This is a genomic window from Variovorax sp. RA8, from assembly GCF_901827175.1.
Classification (GTDB): Bacteria; Pseudomonadota; Gammaproteobacteria; order Burkholderiales; family Burkholderiaceae_C; genus Variovorax.
In genome coordinates this window covers 4,084,117-4,104,724 of record NZ_LR594662.1, presented here as the reverse complement: position 1 = coordinate 4,104,724, position 20,608 = coordinate 4,084,117, and the positions used below count along the sequence as shown (strand labels likewise).

The 20,608-nt window shown below is 69.4% G+C and carries 16 protein-coding genes, 1 other RNA gene and 1 pseudogene; 12 read left to right on the top strand and 6 right to left on the bottom strand.

All coding sequences use genetic code 11. The annotated features are described in order from the left end of the window. The first annotated feature begins 48 nt into the window (after positions 1-48). Positions 49-1,110, top strand: a complete 1,062-nt coding sequence (locus E5P3_RS19210) for an oxidoreductase (RefSeq protein WP_162587423.1) — start codon at positions 49-51, stop codon at positions 1,108-1,110. Between the two features lie 16 nt (positions 1,111-1,126). On the opposite strand, the gene rho is transcribed toward E5P3_RS19210, so the two are convergent. Beyond that, positions 1,127-2,392 carry a transcription termination factor Rho gene (gene rho / locus E5P3_RS19205; protein WP_068686058.1) on the bottom strand — a complete coding sequence of 422 codons (1,266 nt, stop codon included), beginning with the start codon at positions 2,390-2,392 and terminating at the stop codon, positions 1,127-1,129. Positions 2,393-2,580: 188 nt separating this feature from the next. Further along, on the bottom strand, positions 2,581-2,913 hold the full coding sequence (gene trxA, locus E5P3_RS19200) for a thioredoxin TrxA (protein ID WP_068686060.1): 333 nt from the start codon (positions 2,911-2,913) through the stop codon (positions 2,581-2,583). A gap of 91 nt (positions 2,914-3,004) precedes the next feature. Between trxA and E5P3_RS36335 the strand changes: the two are divergent. The 4 genes and pseudogenes from E5P3_RS36335 to E5P3_RS19185 form a co-directional block, all read left to right on the top strand. Continuing rightward, positions 3,005-5,548, top strand: a pseudogene (locus E5P3_RS36335) (PD-(D/E)XK nuclease family protein); the annotation flags it as partial. 177 nt (positions 5,549-5,725) lie between these two features. Next, on the top strand, positions 5,726-8,920 hold the full coding sequence (locus E5P3_RS19195; RefSeq protein ID WP_232073477.1) for a UvrD-helicase domain-containing protein: 3,195 nt from the start codon (positions 5,726-5,728) through the stop codon (positions 8,918-8,920). Then, complete coding sequence (locus tag E5P3_RS19190; RefSeq protein WP_162587422.1) at positions 8,917-10,176, top strand: TIGR03862 family flavoprotein; 1,260 nt, start codon at positions 8,917-8,919, stop codon at positions 10,174-10,176. Before E5P3_RS19195 ends, E5P3_RS19190 begins: the two co-directional genes overlap by 4 nt. Positions 10,177-10,256: 80 nt before the next feature. Continuing rightward, positions 10,257-10,538, top strand: coding sequence for a hypothetical protein (locus E5P3_RS19185; protein WP_162587421.1), 282 nt, complete (start codon positions 10,257-10,259; stop codon positions 10,536-10,538). A gap of 55 nt (positions 10,539-10,593) precedes the next feature. Here the strand turns inward: E5P3_RS19185 and ffs are convergent. After that, an RNA gene (ffs, locus tag E5P3_RS19180) (signal recognition particle sRNA small type) lies at positions 10,594-10,690 on the bottom strand. 37 nt (positions 10,691-10,727) lie between these two features. After that, positions 10,728-11,846 carry a M12 family metallopeptidase gene (locus E5P3_RS19175; RefSeq protein ID WP_162587420.1) on the bottom strand — a complete coding sequence of 373 codons (1,119 nt, stop codon included), beginning with the start codon at positions 11,844-11,846 and terminating at the stop codon, positions 10,728-10,730. A 123-nt stretch (positions 11,847-11,969) separates the two neighbouring features. On the opposite strand from E5P3_RS19175, the gene dnaX reads away from it, so the two are divergent. The 7 genes from dnaX (at position 11,970) to E5P3_RS19140 (ending at position 18,165) form a co-directional block, all read left to right on the top strand. Continuing rightward, on the top strand, positions 11,970-13,808 hold the full coding sequence (gene dnaX, locus E5P3_RS19170) for a DNA polymerase III subunit gamma/tau (protein ID WP_162587419.1): 1,839 nt from the start codon (positions 11,970-11,972) through the stop codon (positions 13,806-13,808). 37 nt (positions 13,809-13,845) lie between these two features. After that, positions 13,846-14,178 carry a YbaB/EbfC family nucleoid-associated protein gene (locus E5P3_RS19165; RefSeq protein WP_012747441.1) on the top strand — a complete coding sequence of 111 codons (333 nt, stop codon included), beginning with the start codon at positions 13,846-13,848 and terminating at the stop codon, positions 14,176-14,178. An 8-nt stretch (positions 14,179-14,186) separates the two neighbouring features. Next, positions 14,187-14,777, top strand: a complete 591-nt coding sequence (recR, locus tag E5P3_RS19160) for a recombination mediator RecR (protein ID WP_162575475.1) — start codon at positions 14,187-14,189, stop codon at positions 14,775-14,777. A gap of 2 nt (positions 14,778-14,779) precedes the next feature. Further along, positions 14,780-15,175 (top strand): MAPEG family protein, encoded by a 396-nt coding sequence (locus tag E5P3_RS19155; RefSeq protein WP_162589755.1) that lies wholly within the window; start codon positions 14,780-14,782, stop codon positions 15,173-15,175. A 247-nt stretch (positions 15,176-15,422) separates the two neighbouring features. After that, positions 15,423-16,460 (top strand): ABC transporter substrate-binding protein, encoded by a 1,038-nt coding sequence (locus tag E5P3_RS19150; protein ID WP_162587418.1) that lies wholly within the window; start codon positions 15,423-15,425, stop codon positions 16,458-16,460. A 47-nt stretch (positions 16,461-16,507) separates the two neighbouring features. Further along, entirely contained in the window at positions 16,508-17,332 is an 825-nt protein-coding gene (locus E5P3_RS19145) for an ABC transporter ATP-binding protein (protein WP_162587417.1), read from the top strand. Then, positions 17,332-18,165, top strand: a complete 834-nt coding sequence (locus tag E5P3_RS19140; RefSeq protein WP_162587416.1) for an ABC transporter permease — start codon at positions 17,332-17,334, stop codon at positions 18,163-18,165. Before E5P3_RS19145 ends, E5P3_RS19140 begins: the two co-directional genes overlap by 1 nt. A gap of 36 nt (positions 18,166-18,201) precedes the next feature. On the opposite strand, the gene E5P3_RS19135 is transcribed toward E5P3_RS19140, so the two are convergent. Both E5P3_RS19135 and gloB read right to left on the bottom strand, forming a co-directional pair. After that, positions 18,202-19,812 carry a transglycosylase SLT domain-containing protein gene (locus E5P3_RS19135; protein ID WP_162587415.1) on the bottom strand — a complete coding sequence of 537 codons (1,611 nt, stop codon included), beginning with the start codon at positions 19,810-19,812 and terminating at the stop codon, positions 18,202-18,204. Then, entirely contained in the window at positions 19,809-20,606 is a 798-nt protein-coding gene (gene gloB / locus E5P3_RS19130) for a hydroxyacylglutathione hydrolase (protein WP_162587414.1), read from the bottom strand. The genes E5P3_RS19135 and gloB overlap by 4 nt, the downstream gene beginning before the upstream one ends. Between the last annotated feature and the right edge of the window lie 2 nt (positions 20,607-20,608).

Here is a 20,608-nt window from a genome sequence, read left to right as displayed (position 1 = left end):
TCGATTATCGCATACTGGTCCTTTTGGGCGCCAGCGCCATTTCCAGCCATGAATTCACGTCCCTTGCGTGCCGGTCTGGTCGGCTTCGGATTCGCCGGCCAGACGTTCCATGCACCCGTGCTCTCGGCCGTGCCGGGGCTTCGACTGGCGGCAGTGGCCAGTTCGCGGCCGCACAAGGTCCATGAGGAATGGCCCGACGTCGACGTGGTGCCCGACGTGGCGGCGCTGCTGGGGCGTTCCGACATCGACCTGGTCGTGGTGGCGACGCCCAATGCGCAGCACCATCCCGTGGCCAAGGCCGCGCTGGTCGCGGGCAAGCATGTGGTGGTCGACAAGCCTTTCACCCTCGATGCGGCCGAGGCGCGGGAACTCATGGCGCTGGCGCAGCGGCAGGGCCGGCTGCTGTCGGTCTACCAGAACCGCCGCTTCGATTCGGACTTCCTGACGCTGAAGGCGCTGCTCTCCAGTGGAGAACTGGGCCGGCCGGTCTATTTCGAATCGCACTTCGACCGGTTCCGCCCCCAGGTGCGCGAGCGCTGGCGCGAGCAGCCGGTGCCGGGGGCCGGCCTCTGGGTGGACCTCGGCTCGCATCTGCTCGACCAGACGGTGCAGCTCTACGGGCGGCCGGATACGCTGCAGCTCGACACCGCCTGCCTGCGGGACGGGGCGCTCGTCGAGGACTACTTTCACGCCGTGCTGCGCTACGAGAGCGGCACGCATGCGCCGCTGCGGGTGGTGTTGCACGCGACCACGCTGGCGGCCCATGCCGCTGCGCGCTACCTCGTGCACGGCACGCGCGGCAGCTACGTCAAGCGCGGCGTCGATCCGCAGGAGGACGCCCTGCGGGCCGGTGGAAAGCCGGGTGGCGAAGGGTGGGGCGCCGACGACATGGATGGCGAACTGACCTTGCCATCCGACGACGGCCAATCCCGGCGGAGGAATGTGCCGACGCTCGCGGGCAACTACATGGCCTACTACGCTGCGGTGCGCGATGCGATCCTCGGCAAGGGCAGGAACCCCGTTCCGCCGGAGCAGGCCGTCGAACTCATGGAACTCCTGGACCTCGGCCGCCAAAGCGCTGCCGAAGGCCGCGCACTTCCGGGCCGCTGATCCCTTTTGGGGAGCCTTAACCGCCCCTGCGCATCATGTCGAAGAACTCGACATTGGTCTTCGTGGCTCTCATGTTCTTCAGCATGAGCTCCATCGCCTCGATCTCGTCCATGTTGTACATGAGCTGGCGCAGGATGCGGGTCTTCTGCAGGATTTCGGGGGGCAGCAGCAATTCCTCGCGGCGGGTGCCGCTGCGGTTGAGCTGGATCGAGGGGAACACGCGCTTCTCGTAGAGGCGGCGGTCCAGGTGGATCTCGGAGTTGCCGGTGCCCTTGAACTCCTCGAAGATCACTTCGTCCATCCGGCTGCCGGTGTCGATCAGCGCAGTGCCGATGATGGTCAGCGAGCCGCCTTCCTCCACGTTGCGCGCCGCGCCAAGAAAGCGCTTGGGGCGCTGCAGCGCGTTGGAGTCGACGCCGCCCGTCAGCACCTTGCCCGAGGAGGGCACGACGTTGTTGTACGCGCGGGCGAGGCGGGTGATCGAGTCCAGCAGGATCACAACGTCCTTCTTGAGCTCGACCAGGCGCTTGGCGCGCTCGATCACCATCTCGGCCACGTGCACGTGGCGTGCGGCAGGCTCGTCGAAGGTCGAGGCGATGACCTCGCCCTTGACCGTGCGCTGCATCTCCGTCACTTCCTCGGGCCGCTCGTCGACGAGCAGCACCATCATGTGGACCTCGGGATAGTTGGCGCTGATCGCGTGCGCCATGTGCTGCATCATCACCGTCTTGCCGCTCTTGGGCGGCGCCACCAGCAGCGCGCGCTGGCCTTTGCCGATGGGCGCGATGATGTCGATGATGCGGCCGGTGATGTTTTCCTCGCCCTTGAAGTTGTCGCGCTCCAGGCGCATCAGCTCCTTGGGAAACAGCGGCGTGAGATTCTCGAACATCACCTTGTGCTTGTTCGCCTCGGGCGCGCCGCCGTTGACCTTGTCCAGCTTGGTCAGCGCAAAGTAGCGCTCGCCGTCCTTGGGGATGCGCACCTCGCCCTCGATCAGGTCGCCGGTGTGGAGGTTGAAGCGCCGCACCTGGCTGGGACTGATGTAGATGTCGTCGGTGCTGGCGGTGAAGCTGGTGTCCGGGCTGCGCAGGAAGCCGAAGCCGTCCGGCAGGATCTCGAGCACGCCGTCGGCGAAGACCTGCTCGCCGGCCTTGGCCCGCTTCTTGATGATCGCGAACATCAGCTCCTGCTTGCGCATGCGGCCGGTGTTCTCGATCTCCAGGGCTTCAGCCTGCTTGAAGACTTCAGACACGTGGAGTGCCTTGAGTTCGTTTAAGTGCATGGAACGACCCCTCGCGGGGAAACTGTCGGAAAGAACCAGGGGGGAGGTTTGAGGAGAGGCGAGGAGGCCTCACAAACCGGGGAACTCGAACCGGCTGCCAGAAAGAAGGGCCGGTGAACTGCGAAGATTATGACAGGAAAAACGACAAGGGCTGCCAGCGCCTTGCACGCCGGCAGCCCAGGGGGGGCTCAGGCGAGTTGCTGGTCGATGAAGGCCGTGAGCTGGGCCTTGCTCATCGCGCCGACTTTGGTCGCCGCCAGTTGGCCGTCCTTGAACAGCATCAACGTCGGGATCCCGCGAATGCCGAACTTGGCGGGGATGTCGCGGTTCTCGTCGACGTTCATCTTGGCGACCTGCAGCTTGCCTTCGTAGGTGCTGGAGACTTCGTCCAGGATGGGGGCGATCATCTTGCAGGGACCGCACCATTCGGCCCAGTAGTCCACGAGCACAGGCTTGCCGGACTTGAGGACGTCAGCCTCGAAAGAAGAATCGGAGATATGTTTGATGAGTTCGCTGGCCATGGGATGGGTCCTTCTGGGCTGGATGATGGTGCAGCTAAAGTGCGGGCCATTGTGACAGAAACCAAGTGATGCCGTGGTCGGCGCGCACGCTATGGCCCCGATAGCCAAAGCCCTACTAGAACCCCCGATGAACTCTTCCGAGCGCCACCCCGCGCATGCCCTTTGGTGCGACCCGGCCGAGGGCCTGGTCGCCCGCATCTCGCGCCTGCTGGCCGAGCGCGGGCTGCACCCCGCGCGCACCGTGGTGCTGGTGCCGTACGCGCAGTTGATGCAAGTGGCCCGCGCCATGTGGGCCGGCTGCGGCGCCCCGGGCTTCGCGCCGCGCTTCGAGACCACGCGCAACTGGGCGCGCAGCATTGGCGGCTTCGTGCCGGGCGGCGACGACATCGCCTTCGACATGGCGCGCGACCTTCTCACCGCGCAGTCGCTGCTCGCCCGCGCCGGCCTCGGTGCCGCTCGCAGCGCGCTCGCCGGCCGGCTGGTCGAGATCGCCTCGCAGCTCGCGCCGTTGGCTGCAGCCGAGCTGCCGGAGGATCGCGAGGGCTGGGCCCGGCGCGTGCGCGATGCCCTCATGGCAGGCCGCGGCTCCGAGTGGTTCGACACCGAGAGCGCGCTCAACGGCATCGCGCTGGCGTGGGCCGCCAGTTCCGGCTATGCGACCGACGTGTTGCTTGCAGATGGCGTGCTGGCCCGCGTCGACCAGATGATCGTGCTCGAAGGCCTGCAGAGCGATCCGCTGGCCAACAAGCTCGCGGCCCTGTTCGGCGAACGCGCGCTGCGCCTGCCGCTGGCGACGCACTCCGCGCCTGGCTGCGTCGCGGACCTGCATCCCTGCGACGACCCCGAGGACGAGGCGCAGCGCGCCGCCGCCTGCGTGCTGCGCCACCTCGCCGAGGGCCGCGCTCCCGTGGCGCTGGTGGCCACTGACCGCGCGCTGACGCGCCGCATCAGCGCCCAGCTGAGCGCCCACGGTGTGCAGCCGCAGGACGAGACCGGCTGGAAGCTTTCCACGACGCGCGCCGCCGCCACGCTGATGAGCGCCCTGCGCGCCTGCGCCCACGATGCCTCGAGCGACCAGGTGCTGGACTGGCTCAAGAGCGCCGCGGCCCTCGATGGCCGCGCCATCCGCGCGCTGGAGGCGCGCCTGCGCGAGCGCGGCATGCGCGACTGGCGCGGCTGGTGTTCCTTCGTTGCGTCCAGCGAACACCCGCGCGACCAGGACCTGGTGGCCTTCACGAACGACATCGAGGCGCTGCGCATGACCCTGGCCCGTGCCAGACCGTTGAGCGAGTGGCTCGAAGCCACGCGCGCGCTGCTCGAGGCCGGCGGCCAGTGGCCCCTGCTGCGCGAGGACGTGGTCGGTGCCGAGCTGATCGCCGCGCTCTACCTCGACGCCGACACCGAGATCCGCGGCACCCGCTGCACCCTCGTGGAATTCAGCGCATGGGTGCGCGACGTGCTCGAGGCCGCGAGCGTGCGCCTGCCCGCCGACGAGGAACAGCCGCGGGTCGTGGTGCTGCCGCTGCACCAGATGCTGGGCCGGGCCTTCGGCGCCGTCGTGCTGCCGGGCTGCGACGACCAGCGCCTGCCCGCATCGCCCGAGCCGCCCGGCGACTGGACGCCGGCGCAGCGCCTCGCCCTTGCATTGCCTGCGCGCGAGGCGCTGGAAGCAGCCCAGCGCGCCGCTTGGGGCGTTGCCCTGCGCTCGCCACACTGCGACCTGCTGTGGCGCGGCTTCGATGCCAGCGGCGAGCCCGTGCGCCCGAGCGCCTTGCTGCAGATGCTGCAGCTGGAGCACGCCGCGGCTGCGGCCGCGGACCCGCGGATCGCGGTCCAGATGGCCGCGCAGCCCACGCTGCGACCGCAGCCGCACGGCGACGCGCTGCTGCCCGCGACGCTGTCTTCCACGGCCTACGAGGACCTGCGCCGCTGCCCCTATCGCTTCTTCGCGATGCGCCAGCTCGGCCTGCGCAGCAGCGACGAGCTCGACGCGGAGGTCGACAAGCGCGATTTCGGCAACTGGCTGCACGCGGTGCTGGGCCATTTCCATGAGGCGCTGAAGCAGACGCCCGATGCAGAGTTGGACGCGCGGCTCGCCCTGATGGCAACGGCCGAGCAGGCGGCCACGCGCGAGTTCGGCCTCTCGCAGGCCGAGTTCCTGCCCTTCGCGGCGGCCTGGCCTGCGGTGCGCGACGGCTACCTCGCCTGGCTCGCCACGCACGAGCAGGACGAAGGTGCCGTGTTCATCGAGTCCGAGCCGTGGAAGGAACTGTCGCTGGGCAGCGTGAAGCTGGTCGGCAGGCTGGACCGCGTCGACGCCACCGCCGACGGGCGCGCGTTCGTGATCGACTACAAGACCGAGTCGGTCGACAAGACCCGCGATCGCGTCAAGGACCCGACAGAGGACACCCAGCTCGCCTTCTACGCGGCGCTCTTCCCGGACGACGGCTTGCGCGCGGCTTACGTCAACGTCGGTGAGAAGGCCTCCGGCACGCGCACCGTCGAGCAGACCGATGTGATCGCCGCGCGCGACGCCCTGGTGGCCGGCGTCATGGACGATCTCGCGCGCATCGGGCGCGGCGCTGCGCTGCCTGCGCTGGGCGAGGGGCAGGTCTGCGAGCACTGCGGCGCACGCGGGTTATGCCGCAAGGACTTCTGGAACGACGAGCCCTCGCCGCCCGCTGCAGCCGCCGTGCCCGCTGCGCCACCTGCCTCGGCCCCGGTTGCGGCTGCGGCTGCGCCATCAGCGGCACCGAAAGCCGCGGCCTACGAACACAACGGCGCCGCCGTCCCGCGCGAGCGCTTCTACGCCATCGCCTGCGACCCGCGCCGCTCGGTGGCGGTGGAGGCCTGCGCGGGCGCGGGCAAAACCTGGATGCTGGTCTCGCGCATCCTGCGTGCCCTGCTGGAAGAAGGCGAGGGCGCCTGCGCGCCGCACGAGATCCTCGCAATTACCTTCACCAAGAAGGCCGCCGGCGAGATGCGCGAGCGGCTCGACCAGTGGCTGGAAGCCTTCGCGGCGCAGTCCGTGGAGGCGCTGGTGCCCGAGCTCGTGATGCGCGGCATGGACCGCGCATCCGCCGAGGCCCGTGCGCCGCGGCTCCAGGGGCTCTACCGCGAGCTGCTCGCCGGCGGCCGGCCGGTCCAGTTTCGCACCTTCCACGCCTGGTTCGCCGGCCTGCTGCGCAGCGCGCCCGTGGCGGTGCTCGAGCGCCTGGGGCTGCCGGCCAACTACCAGTTGCTCGAGGACGACGCCGAGGCGCGCGTGCGGGTCTGGCGCCCCTTCTTCGCGGCCGTGGCGGACGATCCCGAGGCCGCCGCCAACTACCGCGCGCTGGTCGCGGACTACGGCCGGTCCCAGACCGCCAAGGCGCTGGACGAGGCGCTGACGCGACGCGTCGAGTTCGTGCTCGCCGATGCCCACGGCACCGTCGACGATGCCGTGGTCCCCATGGGCGAGCTCTACCCGGCTTTCGCGGGTGCCGAGACGCCCGAGGACCGGCTGCTGCACGATCCGGCCTCCCGCGCCGCCTTGCTCGCCGCGGCGCGCGCGCTGGGCCGCGCCAGTGCGCCGACCTTCTCGCAGAAGGGTGTGAAGCTGGAGCACGCCGTGGCCAAGGGGCGCGTAGCCGGTGTGCTCGACGCGCTGCTCACCCAAAAGGGCGAGCCGCGCAAGTTCAGCGACAAGCTCGCCGGCGTGGAGGACGTGCGCGCTGCGCAGCAGTATGTGCAGCAGTACTGCGAGGCGCAGGCCCAGCACGCCGCCTGGCTCTACCAGCAGCGCATGGCGCGGCTGACCCGCCTGTTGATCCGTTGCTTCGCCGAGGTCAAGGCGACGCACGGCTGGGTCGACATGAACGACGTCGAGCAGGCCGCGCACCTTCTGCTCGGCAATTCGGAGCTGTGGGGCTGGGTGCAGGAGCGGCTCGATGCGCGCGTGCGGCATCTGCTCATCGACGAGTTCCAGGACACCAATCCGCTGCAATGGCAGGCGCTGCACGGCTGGCTGGGCAGCTACGCGGGTGCGGGCGGGCGGCGGCCGGGCGTGTTCATCGTGGGCGATCCGAAGCAGAGCATCTACCGCTTCCGGCGCGCCGAGCCGCAGGTGTTCATCGCGGCCAAGCAGTTCGTCAAGGAAGGCCTCGACGGCGACCTGCTCAACTGCGACCACACCCATCGCAACGCGCAGGCGGTGGTGGGCCTGGTCAATGCCGCCATGGGCGATGCGCAGCGCGCCGGCGAGTTCAGCGGATTCCGGGACCACACCACCGAATCGCGCGCGCTGGGCCGGGTGCGCAAGCTGCCGCCGATCCCGCGCGATGCGATCGCGCCGAAGGAAGAGGGCCGCGCGACGGACGACGAGGGCATGCTGCTCTGGCGCGACAGCCTGGCGACGCCGCGCGTGCTGCCCGAGGAAAAGCTGCTGCAGAAGGAATGCGAGCAGGCCGCGCGCTGGATCGCCGGGCGCATCGCGGAGGGCCTCCAGCCCAGCCGCATCATGGTGCTGGCGCGCCGCCGCAGCCGGCTCACCGTGCTGCAGGACGAGCTGCGCAAGCTGCACATCGCGGTCCAGCAGCCCGAAAAGAACGAGCTGCACGACGCGCCCGAGGTGCAGGACATGGTGGCGCTGCTCGATGCGCTGGTCTCGCCCGACCACGACCTCTCGCTGGCGCGCGCGCTGCGCTCCCCGCTCTTCGGCCTCGACGACGATGCCCTGGTGAGCCTGGCGCTGCGCAAGCGCGAGCACGGCGCGAGCTGGTTCGAGCTGCTCCGGGCACCGGACCTGACTGCGCCGCTCGCGGGCATCGGGCCGCGGCTGCGGCAATGGCAACGCTGGCTGGCCGATTGGCCGCCGCACGACGCACTGAGCGCGATTTATCACGAGGCCGACGTGCTCGGCCGCTTCGCGGCCGCCGCGCCCGCGGCGCTGCGGGCCGGCGTGCTCGGCAATCTGCGCGGACTGATGGCCGCTTCGCTCGAGCTCGACGGGGCGCGCTTCGCCACCCCCTACGGATTCGTGCGAGCGCTGCGCCGCGGCGGCATCCGCGCGCCCTCGGTCGCTGCGGCCGATGCCGTGCAGTTGCTGACCGTGCACGGCGCCAAGGGCCTGGAGGCCGACTTGGTGCTGATGCTGGACACCGACGCCTCCGCGCAGCGCGCGCAGACCATGGGCGTGCTTGTCAAGTGGCCGGGCCAGGCCGCGGCGCCCGAGCGCTTCGTGTTCGTGGCCAGCGAGAAGAATCCGCCGGCCTGCACCATCGGTGACCTGGCCGAGGAGCAGGCCGCGCGGCACCGCGAGGAAATCAACGCGCTTTACGTGGCGACCACCCGCGCGCGCGGCGAGCTGGTGCTGTCGGCGGTGCCCGCCGCGCGGCCCGACGGCCGCAGCTGGTGGGCGCGCCTCGAAGCGCGCTGCGAGCCGATCGACACGGCGTTGACCACCGCCGGCGCGCTGGAGGCCGGCGCGTCGCCGGCACCCGAAGTCTTCGGCATGCTCCAGCTGCCGGTGCCGCCCGGCCTTGCGCGCATGGCAGCGCGCGTCCCGCCGAGGAGCGCCGACTCGCGCGCCTCGGCCCTGGGCCAGGCGATGCACCGCCTGCTCGAATGGGCTCAGCCGGGCGCGCCCCCGGAACCGGCCCACGTGCGCGCCGCCGGCCGCGAGTTCGGGCTGGACTCCGCCACGGCCGGGATCGCTGCCGCGATGGCGCAGCGCATCCGTGAAGGGATGGGCGCCTGGGCCTGGGATGCCGAAGCGCTGGCCTGGCACGGCAACGAAGTCACGCTGGTGCACGGCGGCGAGGTGCTGCGCATCGATCGGCTGGTACAGCATCGCGCGAGCGGCGTCTGGTGGGTGCTCGACTACAAGTCGGCCGCACGTCCGGAGCACGATACGGTGCTGATCGCGCAGATGCGGCGGTATCGCGAAGCCGTGCAGGAGGCCTGCCCCGGCGAGACCGTGCGCGCGGCCTTCCTCACGGGGCAGGGCGAACTGGTGGGGCTCGAATGAGCGACGGTGACGTGAAGATCGCCGTCGTCGGCGGGGGCCCGGCCGGACTGATGGCCGCCGAGGTGCTGAGCGCGCAAGGCCTGGCCGTGCATGTCTACGACGCCATGCCCTCCGTCGGGCGCAAGTTCCTGCTGGCGGGTCGCGGCGGCCTGAACCTCACGCATTCGGAGCCCTTGGAGCGCTTTGCCAGCCGCTTCGGCGAGCGCCGATCGCAGATCGAGCCGCTGCTGCAAGCCTTCGGGCCCGAAGCGCTGCGCGAATGGGTCCACGGCCTCGGCATCCAGACTTTCGTCGGCAGCTCGGGCCGCGTGTTTCCCACTGACATGAAGGCAGCACCGCTGTTGCGCGCCTGGATGCATCGGCTGCGCGAGCGCGGCGTGAGTTTCCACATGCGCCATCGCTGGCTCGGCTGGTCCGATGCGGGCGCGATGCCGGATGAGCTGCGCTTCGCCACGCCGGCCGGCGAGCTGGCGCTGAGGCCCGAGGCCACCGTGCTGGCGCTGGGCGGCGCCAGCTGGCCGCGGCTGGGCTCCGACGGTGCCTGGGTCCCCTGGCTGGCTGCGCACGGCGTGGAGGTGGCGCCGCTGGCGCCGGCCAACTGCGGCTTCGACATCGGCTGGACGCCGTACTTCGCCGAGCGCTTCGCCGGCATGCCCTTCAAGTCGGTGGCGCTCTCCTTCACCGATGCCCGGGACCGCCGCTTCGCGCGCAAGGGCGAGTTCGTCGCGACCGCGACCGGCATCGAAGGCAGCCTGGTCTATGCGGCGTCCTCGCTGCTGCGCGACGAGATCGCCGCGAAGGGCAGCGCTACGCTGTGGCTCGACCTGCTGCCGGACCGCAGCGCCGAGCAGGTGCGCGCTGCCGTGCTGCACCCGCGCGGGGCGCGCTCGGTGGCCAGCCACCTGAAAAGCCGGCTCGGCCTCGACGGCATCAAGACGGCGGTGCTGCACGAGGTGCTCACGCGCGAGGAGATGCATGTGCCCGAGAAGCTGGCCCAGACCATCAAGGCGCTGCCGCTGCGGCTGGTCGCGCCGCGGCCGATCGACGAGGCGATCAGCAGCGCCGGCGGTGTGCGCTTCGAGGCGCTCGACGCCCATCTGATGAGCACGGCGATGCCGGGCGTGTTCTGCGCCGGCGAGATGCTCGACTGGGAGGCGCCGACCGGCGGCTATCTGCTGACCGCCTCCATGGCCAGCGGCGTGGTCGCAGCGCGGGGCGTCCTGCGGCGGCTGGGCCGCGGCGATCCCGAATCATGAAATTGCATACTTCTGGCTGAAGTGCATTTGTTTGCGAGGACGCAGACAATCGCGGGCTGCCCCGAGGGGGCCCACCATCTATGCATCCGCACGTCGACATCAAGAAGATCCGAGACAGGTATTTCAACTACAGCGTGAGCACCGGCAACGCCGACGAGCGCTACGTGCGCCAGGGCCTGCGGTCGATCGCGGAATGCCTGCACGACGCGGCGACCGCGCTCGGCCACCACTTTCCGGTGGCGGCCATCAGCTACGAGGGGCGGGCGCTGGGTTGCTATCACGTCGCCAACATGGAGCACAAGACGGTCGCCTTGGCGCACACGCTGCTGGCCAAGCTGGAGCGCTCCGAGGCCGCGACCTGAAGCGATTGCTGCCAGAAAAAAGCCGCGTTCCAGGACGCGGCTTTTTTGATGTGAGGTTGACGAGCCTTACCCCCGGCACTGGCTACGCAGTTAGGGCTGCTTGGTTCCCCACCTGACCCGGTTGGCCACTTCACCATGCGGGGAGGCCCGTCAGCTGCGATTGTAGGCGACGGCCCGAAGCCCCCCGGCTCACCAGGCCATCAGCGATGTCTCGAAGGCCGCGTCGGCGTAGTAGAGGCGGATGCCCACCAGGTAGTGGCGGCCCTTCTGCAGGCGCACACTCACGCGGGCGTTGAGGTCGCTGCCGCTGTCGTCGCTGCCCGCGATCTGCACATTGCCGGCGGGCGTCACCTCGAACAGCACCAGCACCGTGTCCGAGGTACCGAAAGTACCGATGTTGTAGGTCCGCGTGCGCGGCGGCACGAACTCGAAATTGCGGGTCTCGCCGGCCTTGATCTTGAGCAGCTGCGACAACCCGACCTTGAGCGAGCCGAGCGCCGGCGCCCGCACGCCGGGGTAGGACTCCACCACCCAGGCCTTGTCGGCGTAGGAGAGCCCGCCCTTGGGTACCAGCCCTTCCCGGTACTGCGCCGGCGCGTCGATGAGCCCGGGCTCGAAGTGGTACTCCATCACCGAGTCCGGGTCCCAGGTCGTGCCCTTGACCTCCGAGGCCGGGATCTTGCGCAGGATGTTCCACTCGATCTGCGGCTCCTGCCAATGGTTGGGCGGACCCGAGAAGTAGTCGAGCACCGCCTGCCGGTTCCAGGTGATGCCGGCGTGGGGGTTCTGGTGCTCGTGCTCGAGGCCCAATGTGTGGCCGATCTCGTGGAGCGCGGTGTCGCGGCCGTAGTCGGTGTTGAGCGGCCAGCCGAAATTCATCGTCCGCTGCAGCGGGTCGCGCACGCTGAGCACATCGCGGCCCACGTAGGACCATGAGCCGTCCTGCGGGTCGAAGCCGATGCGAACGATCGCATCCTCGGGCGCCTCGACGCGGCGGAAGCCGATCCCGATGCCCAGCTTGGCCCACCCCTCGAAGGCCTCCTCGACCACCGCCGTATCCGCGTTGTTGCCCTGCCAGGCAGCCGGCACGCCGTCGCCGCGCTTGTAGCAGTAGTAGTTCAGCTGCGTGCCGTTCACCCATTTCCTGCTCGCGGCCAGGATGGCGGCGGCGCGGCCGGCGGAGACGCTGTTGTCGAATTGCCGCGGCGCCTGCACGGGCTGCATGCAGTAGCGACGCGCGCCGGCCGGCTGGGCTTTGGCTTTGCCGGCCGCGGGCGCGCGCGCGGTTCGGGGGTGCGCAGTGGGCATGTCGGTCTCCTCGGAAGCCAACGCCATGCTAGGAGGGAAATGGTGAAAATCTATAAGTAAAAAGGCCTATAGCTAGTCGGAAGACATCGGAGCGGCGTCTTGGGCGCAACCTAAAATGCGCCGATGGCCTATCTCGTTCTCGCTCGCAAGCACCGCCCCAGGACCTTCAGCGAGATGGTGGGCCAGGAGCATGTGGTGCAGGCGCTCGAGAACGCGCTCACGTCCCAGCGGCTGCACCATGCCTATCTCTTCACCGGCACGCGCGGCGTGGGCAAGACCACCGTTTCGCGCATCCTGGCCAAGTCGCTCAACTGCCAGGGGCCCGACGGGCAGGGCGGCATCACCGCCGCGCCCTGCGGCGTCTGCCAGGCCTGCAAGGACATCGATTCGGGCCGCTTCGTCGACTACACCGAGCTGGACGCGGCCTCGAACCGCGGCGTGGACGAGGTCCAGGCCCTGCTGGAGCAGGCGGTCTACAAGCCGGTGCAGGGGCGCTTCAAGGTCTTCATGATCGACGAGGTGCACATGCTCACCGGCCATGCCTTCAACGCGATGCTGAAGACGCTCGAGGAACCGCCGGAATACCTCAAGTTCGTGCTAGCCACCACCGATCCGCAGAAGGTGCCTGTGACGGTGCTGTCGCGCTGCCTGCAGTTCAACCTGCGCCCGATGGCGCCAGAGACGGTGCTCGAGCACCTCACCCGTGTGCTGCAGACCGAGACCGTGCCGGCCGAGCCGCATGCGCTGCGGCTGATCGCGCGCGCGGCCCGCGGCTCGATGCGCGATGCGCTGTCGCTGACCGACCAGGCCATTGCCTTCGGCAACGGCGAGCTGACGGAAGGCGGCGTGCGCCAGATGCTGGGCAGCGTGGACCGCGGCCACGTGTTCCGCCTGATCGAGGCGCTGGCGCAGGGCGACGGCAAGACGGTGGTCGAGACCGCCGAGGGGCTGCGCCGCGACGGCTTGTCGGCAGCCTCGACGCTCGAGGAAATGACGGCCGTGCTCCAGGCCATGGCCGTGTTGCAGGCGGTGCCCTCGCGCGCAGAGCCCGGCGATACGAGCGACCCCGATACAGCCGAGACCGCGCGCCTCGCGGCCGCGATGCCGGCCGACGAGACGCAGCTCCTCTACAGCCTGTGCCTCCACGGCCGCGGCGAACTAGGCCTGGCGCCCGACGAGTACGCGGCGCTCACCATGGTGCTTCTGCGCCTGCTGGCCTTCAAGCCCGCGGCTGCGGCCGGCGTGGAAAAAAAAACTCTGAATGAAGCCCCCGCGGCCGTGGCGGAGCGCGTGCAGGCGCCTCGGCCCGCGGTCGTGGCAGCCCCGCCTGGCGCGGCGGCTCAGGCAACACCCACCGCATCTGCCGCATCTGCGGTCCCTGCCGCTTCCGGCGCAACGCGTGCCGCGCCGCCCGGCCACCGCCTGCCGGTGCGCGAGGAGGGCCGCCCGGCGGTCGCCCAAACTGCGCCCGAAGCGACCCCCTCGGCTGCCCACGTGCTGGCCATGCAGGTGCGTGTGCAGCCGCCGCCCGGCGCGCGCGACCTCGCCCGCGAGAGCGCTCCGGCGCCCATCGAACCCAGCGAGGAGGGCGACTTCTGGTATGCGACCGTCACTCAGCTGGTGGCGGCCGAGGCGATCAACGCGCTGGCCCGCGAGCTCGCGCTGCAATCGCAGCTCGTGGCGCGCGACGTCGACCAGTGGCTGCTGCGCGTCGAGCGCGAGTCGCTCAACCAGGCGGGCAGCCGTGACAAACTGCAGGTGGCGCTGGCAACCCTGGGCCATGGCGTGAAGCTCGCCATCGAGATCGGCGTCGTGACCGACAGCCCGGCGCGCCGCAACAAGCAGGCGGCCGACGCGCGCCAGCGCGAGGCCGAGGAAGCGATTCGCAACGACCCCGAAGTGCAGTCCATGATGCGCGACTGGGACGCCAGGATCGTGCCGGGTACGCTGCGGCCTGCCTGATCCATTTTTTATCCATCCAACGACGACAGGACCAACGATGTTCAACAAAGGACAACTTGCCGGCCTCATGAAGCAGGCGCAGGCGATGCAGGACAACCTCAAGAAGGCGCAGGAAGAGCTGGCGACCATCGAGGTCGAGGGTGAATCCGGCGCCGGCCTGGTGAAGGTCGTGATGACCTGCAAGCACGACGTCAAGCGCATCACCATCGATCCCAGCCTGCTGGCCGACGACAAGGACATGCTGGAAGACCTGGTGGCCGCCGCCTTCAACGCCGCGGTGCGCAAGGCCGAGGAGACCAGCGAGCAGAAGATGGGCAAGCTGACCGCGGGCATGCCTGGCCTGCCGCCTGGCATGAAGCTCCCCTTCTAGGTTTCCGCATGGCGGATTCCAGCGCGCTCGATGCCCTGATCGAGGCCTTGCGCCGCCTGCCTGGCGTCGGCGTCAAGTCGGCCTCGCGCATGGCCTTCCACCTGCTGCAGCACGACCGCGAGGCCATGCAGCGGATGGCGCGCTCCTTGCAGGAGGCCGCCGCGCAGGTGCGGCATTGCGAGCGCTGCAACACCTTCACCGAGGCGCCGGTGTGCAGCGTCTGCCTCGACGCGCGTCGTGACGCCACCAAGCTGTGCGTGGTCGAGACGCCTGCAGACCAGGCTGCCCTGGAGCGCACCGGCGCATTCCGCGGCTACTACTTCGTGCTGATGGGCAAGCTGAGCCCGCTCGACGGCATCGGCCCCAAGGACATCGGCCTGTCGAAGCTGTTCGATCGCGCGCTCGACGGCACGGTGAGCGAGGTCATCCTCGCCACCAACTTCACTGCCGAAGGCGAGGCCACCGCGCACGTCATCGGCGAGGCGCTGCGTCAGCGCGGCCTCACCGTGACGCGGCTCGCGCGCGGCGTGCCGGCCGGCAGCGAGCTCGAGTACGTGGACCTCGGCACCATCGCGCACGCGCTGGTCGATCGACGATGACCATGCGCCTGCCCCCATTGACGCTGGCCTACTGGTGCGTGCTGGTCGCGGCGCTCCTGCCCTATCTCGCGGCCTACATCGCGAAGATCGGCAGCTTCAGGCTGCGCGACAACCAGGCGCCGCGAAACTGGATGGAGCGCCAGGCCGGCTGGCGCGCTCGCGCGCTCGCCGCACAGAACAACAGCTTCGAGGGCCTTCCCTTTTTCATCGGCGCGGTGGTGATTGCGCACCAGCTCGGCGCGGCGCAGGCGCGGCTCGACATGCTGGCCGCGGCCTACGTGCTCCTGCGCATCGTCTACATCGCGCTCTACATCCGTGGCTTCGGCACCGCGCGCAGCACGGTCTGGGCGCTTGCGTTCGCGCTCAACATCGCGATCCTCTTCATCGCCGGCCTCTAGAAGCACGGCCACGAAGTGGCGGTGAAAAATTGCAACGGGCTGGGGGTGCCGCACCCTTCGAGTACCTGACGGCACGGGACCCATCGGTGTTCACGTTCGCCTCTTGCACGAAGGCAAGGAGCCGGCGGCGAAGTGGTCTTCATGTTTACGTGGAAACCCGCACGGGATGTTCCCGATGCAGGTAGATGGCACGCGCCCCTAAGCTCGATTCGCACAACGAACCCAGAGAGCCCGAGGGCCACACCGCATGCTCCACCGCCGAAGCTTCACCATCGCCGCAACCTTGGGTGCCGCATCCATTGCCGTGCCGCTGTGGGTGCGCGCGCAGGCCAAGCTCGAAAAGCCGAAGATCTCCATTGCCGTCGGCGGCAAGGCGGCCTTCTATTACCTGCCGCTCACCATCTCCGAGCAGTTGGGCTACTTCAAGGCCGAGGGCCTCGACGTCGAGATTTCCGACTTCGCCGGCGGCGCGCGCGCGCTGCAGGCGGTGGTGGGCGGTTCGGCCGACGTGTGCTCGGGCGCCTACGAACACACCATCAACCTGCAGGCCAAGAACCAGGTCTTCCAGGCTTTCGTGCTGCAGGGCCGCGCGCCGCAGATCGCGATCGGCGTGTCGACCAAGAACATGGCGGGCTACAAGGGCATTGCCGATCTCAAGGGCAGGAAGATCGGCGTGTCGGCGCCGGGCTCGTCCACCAACATGGTGGCCAACCTGGTGCTCTCGCGCGGCGGGCTCAAGGCCAGCGACGTGAGCTTCATCGGCGTGGGCGTGGCGGCCGGCGCGCTGACGGCATTGCGCTCGGGCCAGATCGACGCCATCAGCAACACCGACCCGGTGATGACCATGCTCGAACAGAAGGGCGACGTGAAGATCATCAGCGACACGCGCACCCTGAAGGGCACGCAGGAGGTGTTCGGCGGCCCGATGCCGGCGGCCTGCCTGTACGCGCCGGCCGAGTTCATCCAGAAGCATCCCAACACCTGCCAGGCGCTGGCCAACGCGATCGTGCACGGCCTCAAGTGGCTGCAGACCGCGGGACCGGGCGACATCATCAAGACTGTGCCCGAGACCTACCTGCTCGGCGACCGCGCGCTCTACCTGGCCTCCTTCGACAAGGTGCGCGAGGCGATCGCGACCGACGGCATCGTGCCGGCGGAGGGGCCGAAGACCGCGCTGGCCGCCATCGCCAGCTTCGACCCGGCCGTGAAGGCCGACAAGATCGACCTGGCCAAGACCTACACCAACGACTTCGCGCGACGCGCGAAGGACCGATTCAAAGCCTGAGTTGCCGCTTTCGCGACCCGGCTCCGGCCGGGTCTTTTTTTCTGCCCATGTCCGCTGACTCCGAACACGCGCTCGAACTGCTCGACATCAGCTGCACCTTTCGCTCGAAGGACGAGCGCGGCCAGCGCTATACCGCGGTGGCTGGCACCTCGCTGCGCGTGCGCGCGGGCGAGTTCGTCTCGGTGGTCGGACCCACGGGCTGCGGCAAGTCGACGCTGCTCAACGTCGGCGCCGGCCTGCTCGCGCCGTCCTCGGGCACGGTGAAGGTCTTCGGCCAGCCGCTTTCGGGCATCAACACGCGCGCGGGCTACATGTTCCAGACCGAGGCGCTGATGCCGTGGCGGAGTGCGCTGGGCAACGTGATACTCGGCCTGCAGTACCGCGGCATGCCCGATGCGCAGGCGAGGGCGCTGGCCGAGCAGTGGCTGGCGCGCGTGGGGCTGGCGGGCTTCGGCGACCGCTATCCGCACGAGCTCTCGGGCGGCATGCGCAAGCGCACCGCGCTGGCCCAGGTGCTGGCGCTGGATCCGGACATCATCCTCATGGACGAGCCCTTCAGCGCGCTCGACGTGCAGACGCGGCAGCTGATGGAGAACGAGGTGCTCGACCTGTGGGCTGCCAAGAGAAAAGCGGTGCTCTTCATCACGCACGACCTCGACGAGGCCATCGCGATGAGCGACCGCGTGGTGGTGCTCTCGGCCGGCCCCGCCACGCATCCGATCGGTGAATTCGTCATCGACCTCGCGCGCCCGCGCGACGTGGCCGAGGTGCGCACGCACCCGCGCTTCGTCGAGCTGCACATGCAGATCTGGAGCGTGCTGCGTGACGAGGTGCTCAAGGGCTATGCGCAGCAATTGAAGAAGGCCGCCTGATGAGGCTGCGGCCGAACGAAGGCAACGCGCGCGGCTGGCAGCTCGCGCTGCTGGTCGTGCTGCTGGTGCTGTGGCATCTGGTGTCGCGCGACACGCAGGTGGCCTTCTTCCTCGGCGAGCCGGTCAAGGTGGCGGGCCGGATCTGGAGCTGGTTCCTGCCGATCGCCATCGCGCCGAACGCGCTCTTTCCCGACGGCCTTTCCGGCCGCGCCGACATCTACCTGCACCTCGGCGTGACGCTGCTCGAGACCGTGCTGGCCTTCGGCATCGGCACCCTTCTGGGGCTGGCCTGCGGGCTGTGGCTTGCGCTGGCGCCCACCGCCAGCCTGATCCTCGACCCCTACATCAAGGCCGCGAACTCGATGCCGCGGGTGATCCTGGCGCCCATCTTCGCGCTGTGGTTCGGCCTGGGCATCTGGAGCAAGGTGGCGCTGGCGGTCACGCTGGTGTTCTTCATCGTGTTCTTCAACGTCTACCAGGGCGTGCGCGAAGTGAGCCCGGTGGTGCTGGCCAATGCGCGCATGCTCGGCGCCAGCCGGCGGCAGCTGCTGCGCACGGTGTACCTGCCGAGCGCGACCAGCTGGGTGTTCTCCAGCCTGCACACCTCGGTGGGGCTGGCCTTCGTCGGCGCCGTGGTGGGCGAATACCTGGGCTCGGCGCGCGGCGTGGGCTACCTGATCCTGCAGGCCGAAGGCACCTTCGACGTCAACACGGTGTTCGCCGGCATCGCGGTGCTCACCGCCTTTGCGCTGTTGCTCGATGGCCTGGTGGGCCTCATCGAGCGGCGGCTCATGAAATGGCAGCCGAGGAGCGGGGAGACCGAGAAGCTTTGAGGGTCTCCTGCAGCGCCGTGCCTGCGCCGTCCCGGGCTAGCGCTTCTTCTTGGATGGCGTGCCGCCGCGCTTCTCGCGCACGATCTTGCTCGACGAGCCCGATCGGGCTGCCGGCGTCTTGGCGGCGCTGGTCTTGACGACCCCGCCGCCGCGCTTGCTGGTCACCACCACCGTGCTGTCATGCCGGCTGCGCGCCGCGACGCCCCGGCCGACGCGCGCGGCGCTCGCGGCCCGCACCGGCAGGTAGACCACCACCGTTCCGCCGCGCTGGAAGACATGGCTGGTCTTGACGTCGTTCCATTCGGCGACGCTGGCAGGGCTGAGCCTGTAGCGGCGGGCGATGCTCGCCACGCTGTCGCGGCGCCCCGCCTTGACCACGGTGCGGCGGGTCACGATCTCGGGCTGGAAGCTCAGGTGGCCGGTGTCGGCGACGGTGGCCTGCACGTCCTCCTGCACGCGTGCGCCGCGCGGCACGATCAGCGTCGAGCCGGCCTTGATCAGCATGCGCGGCGGCACGTTGTTGATGGCGCGCAGGTCGGCCTCGCTCATGCCCGAGCGCTGGGCGGCGTCGGCGACAGTCATCGTGGAGGGAACGGTCCACGCGGTCCAGCTCGCGTATTGGCCTTGGGCGTAGGCCTCGAAATTGCGCTGAAACACGGCGGCGTTGTCCCAGGGCAGCAGGATCTCGGGCGTTCCCGCGGCCAGCAGCACCGGCTTGTGGGCGGAGGGATTGAGAGCGCGGAAGTCCTCGATCTTCACGTCGGCCAGCTTGGCGGCGAGGGCGACGTCGAGGTCGCGCTTGAGCGTGACCGTCTGGAAGTAGGGGTGATTGGCGATGACCGGCAGGTCGGCGTTGAAGCGCTCCGGATTGGCGACGATGTTCTTCACCGCCTGCAACTTGGGCACGTAGTACCGGGTCTCGGCCGGCATGTTGAGGTCGGTGTAGCCCGTGGGCAGGCCGGCGCGCTGGTTCTTGGCGATGGCGCGGCCCACGCTGCCTTCGCCCCAGTTGTACGCGGCCAGCGCGAGGTGCCAGTCGCCGAACATGCCGTAGAGCTTCTGCAGGTAGTCGAGCGCCGCGCGCGTGGAGGCGATGACGTCGCGGCGGTCATCGCGGAAGACGTTCTGCTTGAGGTCGAAGTCGGTGCCCGTGGCGGGCATGAACTGCCACATGCCGGCGGCCTTGGCGCTGGAGACCGCCTGCGGGTTGAACGCGCTCTCGATGTAGGGTAGCAGCGCCAGTTCGGTGGGCATGTCGCGGCGCTCGAGCTCCTCGACGATATGAAAGATGTAGCGGCTCGAGCGCTCGGTCATGCGCTGCATGTAGTCGGGCCGGCTCGCATACCACTGTTCGCGGTCGCGCACCAGCTCGTTGTCGAGGTCGGGCATCTTGAAGCCGCGGCGGATGCGGTCCCACATGTCGGCCGGCGGGGCGAGCGTGACGACGGAGCGCGACCGGGTGGTGCCGGAGGTGATGGGAGTCAGCGCCCCGCCGGGATAGACCGGAGCCGCGGCGGGTCCCGACGCGGTGGATGCGGTGGATGCGGTGTCGAGGGGGGGCGAGGCAGAGGAACCCGTGCCGGTGGTGCTCGCGCAGCCCGCGAGCAGCAGCGAGCCGGCAAGGCAGGCAGCAAGGATGAATTTCATCGAAAGTCGTTTTTCCATTGGCGCAGTGCGGCGAAGACCTCGGCCTCGCCGGTGTGCGGGGAGAGGCTGGCATGCGCGCGGACTGCTTGCAGGACAGCGGCTTCGCGGCTGCGAAGAAAGGGGTTGATCTGGCGTTCGGTGGCAAGCTGCGAGGGCAGCGTCGGCTCGCCGCGCGCACGCAATGCCTCGCACTGCGCCGTGTACTGAGTCAGCACGGCGTTGCCGGGTTCCACGGCGTGTGCGAAGCGAAGGTTAGCAAGTGTGTATTCATGGGCGCAGCACACGCGGGTTTCGCCGGGCAGCGCAGCCAGCGCGTCGAGCGAGGCCAGCATCTGCGCGGGCGTGCCCTCGAAGAGCCGGCCGCAGCCGCCGGAGAACAGCGTATCGCCGCAGAAGACGAGCGGGGCCGGTGCGCCGGCCGCGGTGCTCGCCGCATCGGCCGGCAGGAAGTACGCGATGTGGCCGGCCGTGTGGCCCGGCACCTCGATCACCTCGAAGCGAAGGCCCAGGACCTCGGCATGGTCGCCCTGGGCGAGGCGCGTCAGGGGCTCGGGAATCGCTTCGCGCGCAGGGCCGAAGACCGGCGCGCCGGTGGCGTTGCGCAAGGCCGCGACACCGCCGGTGTGATCGGCATGATGGTGCGTGACTAGAATCGCGGCCAACTGCAGATGGCCGCGAGCGAGCGCATCGAAGACCGGCGCGGCATCTCCCGGGTCGACCACGATCGCGTTGTGCCCATCCTGCAGCATCCAGATGTAGTTGTCGGCGAAGGCGGGCAGTGGAACGAGCTTCATGA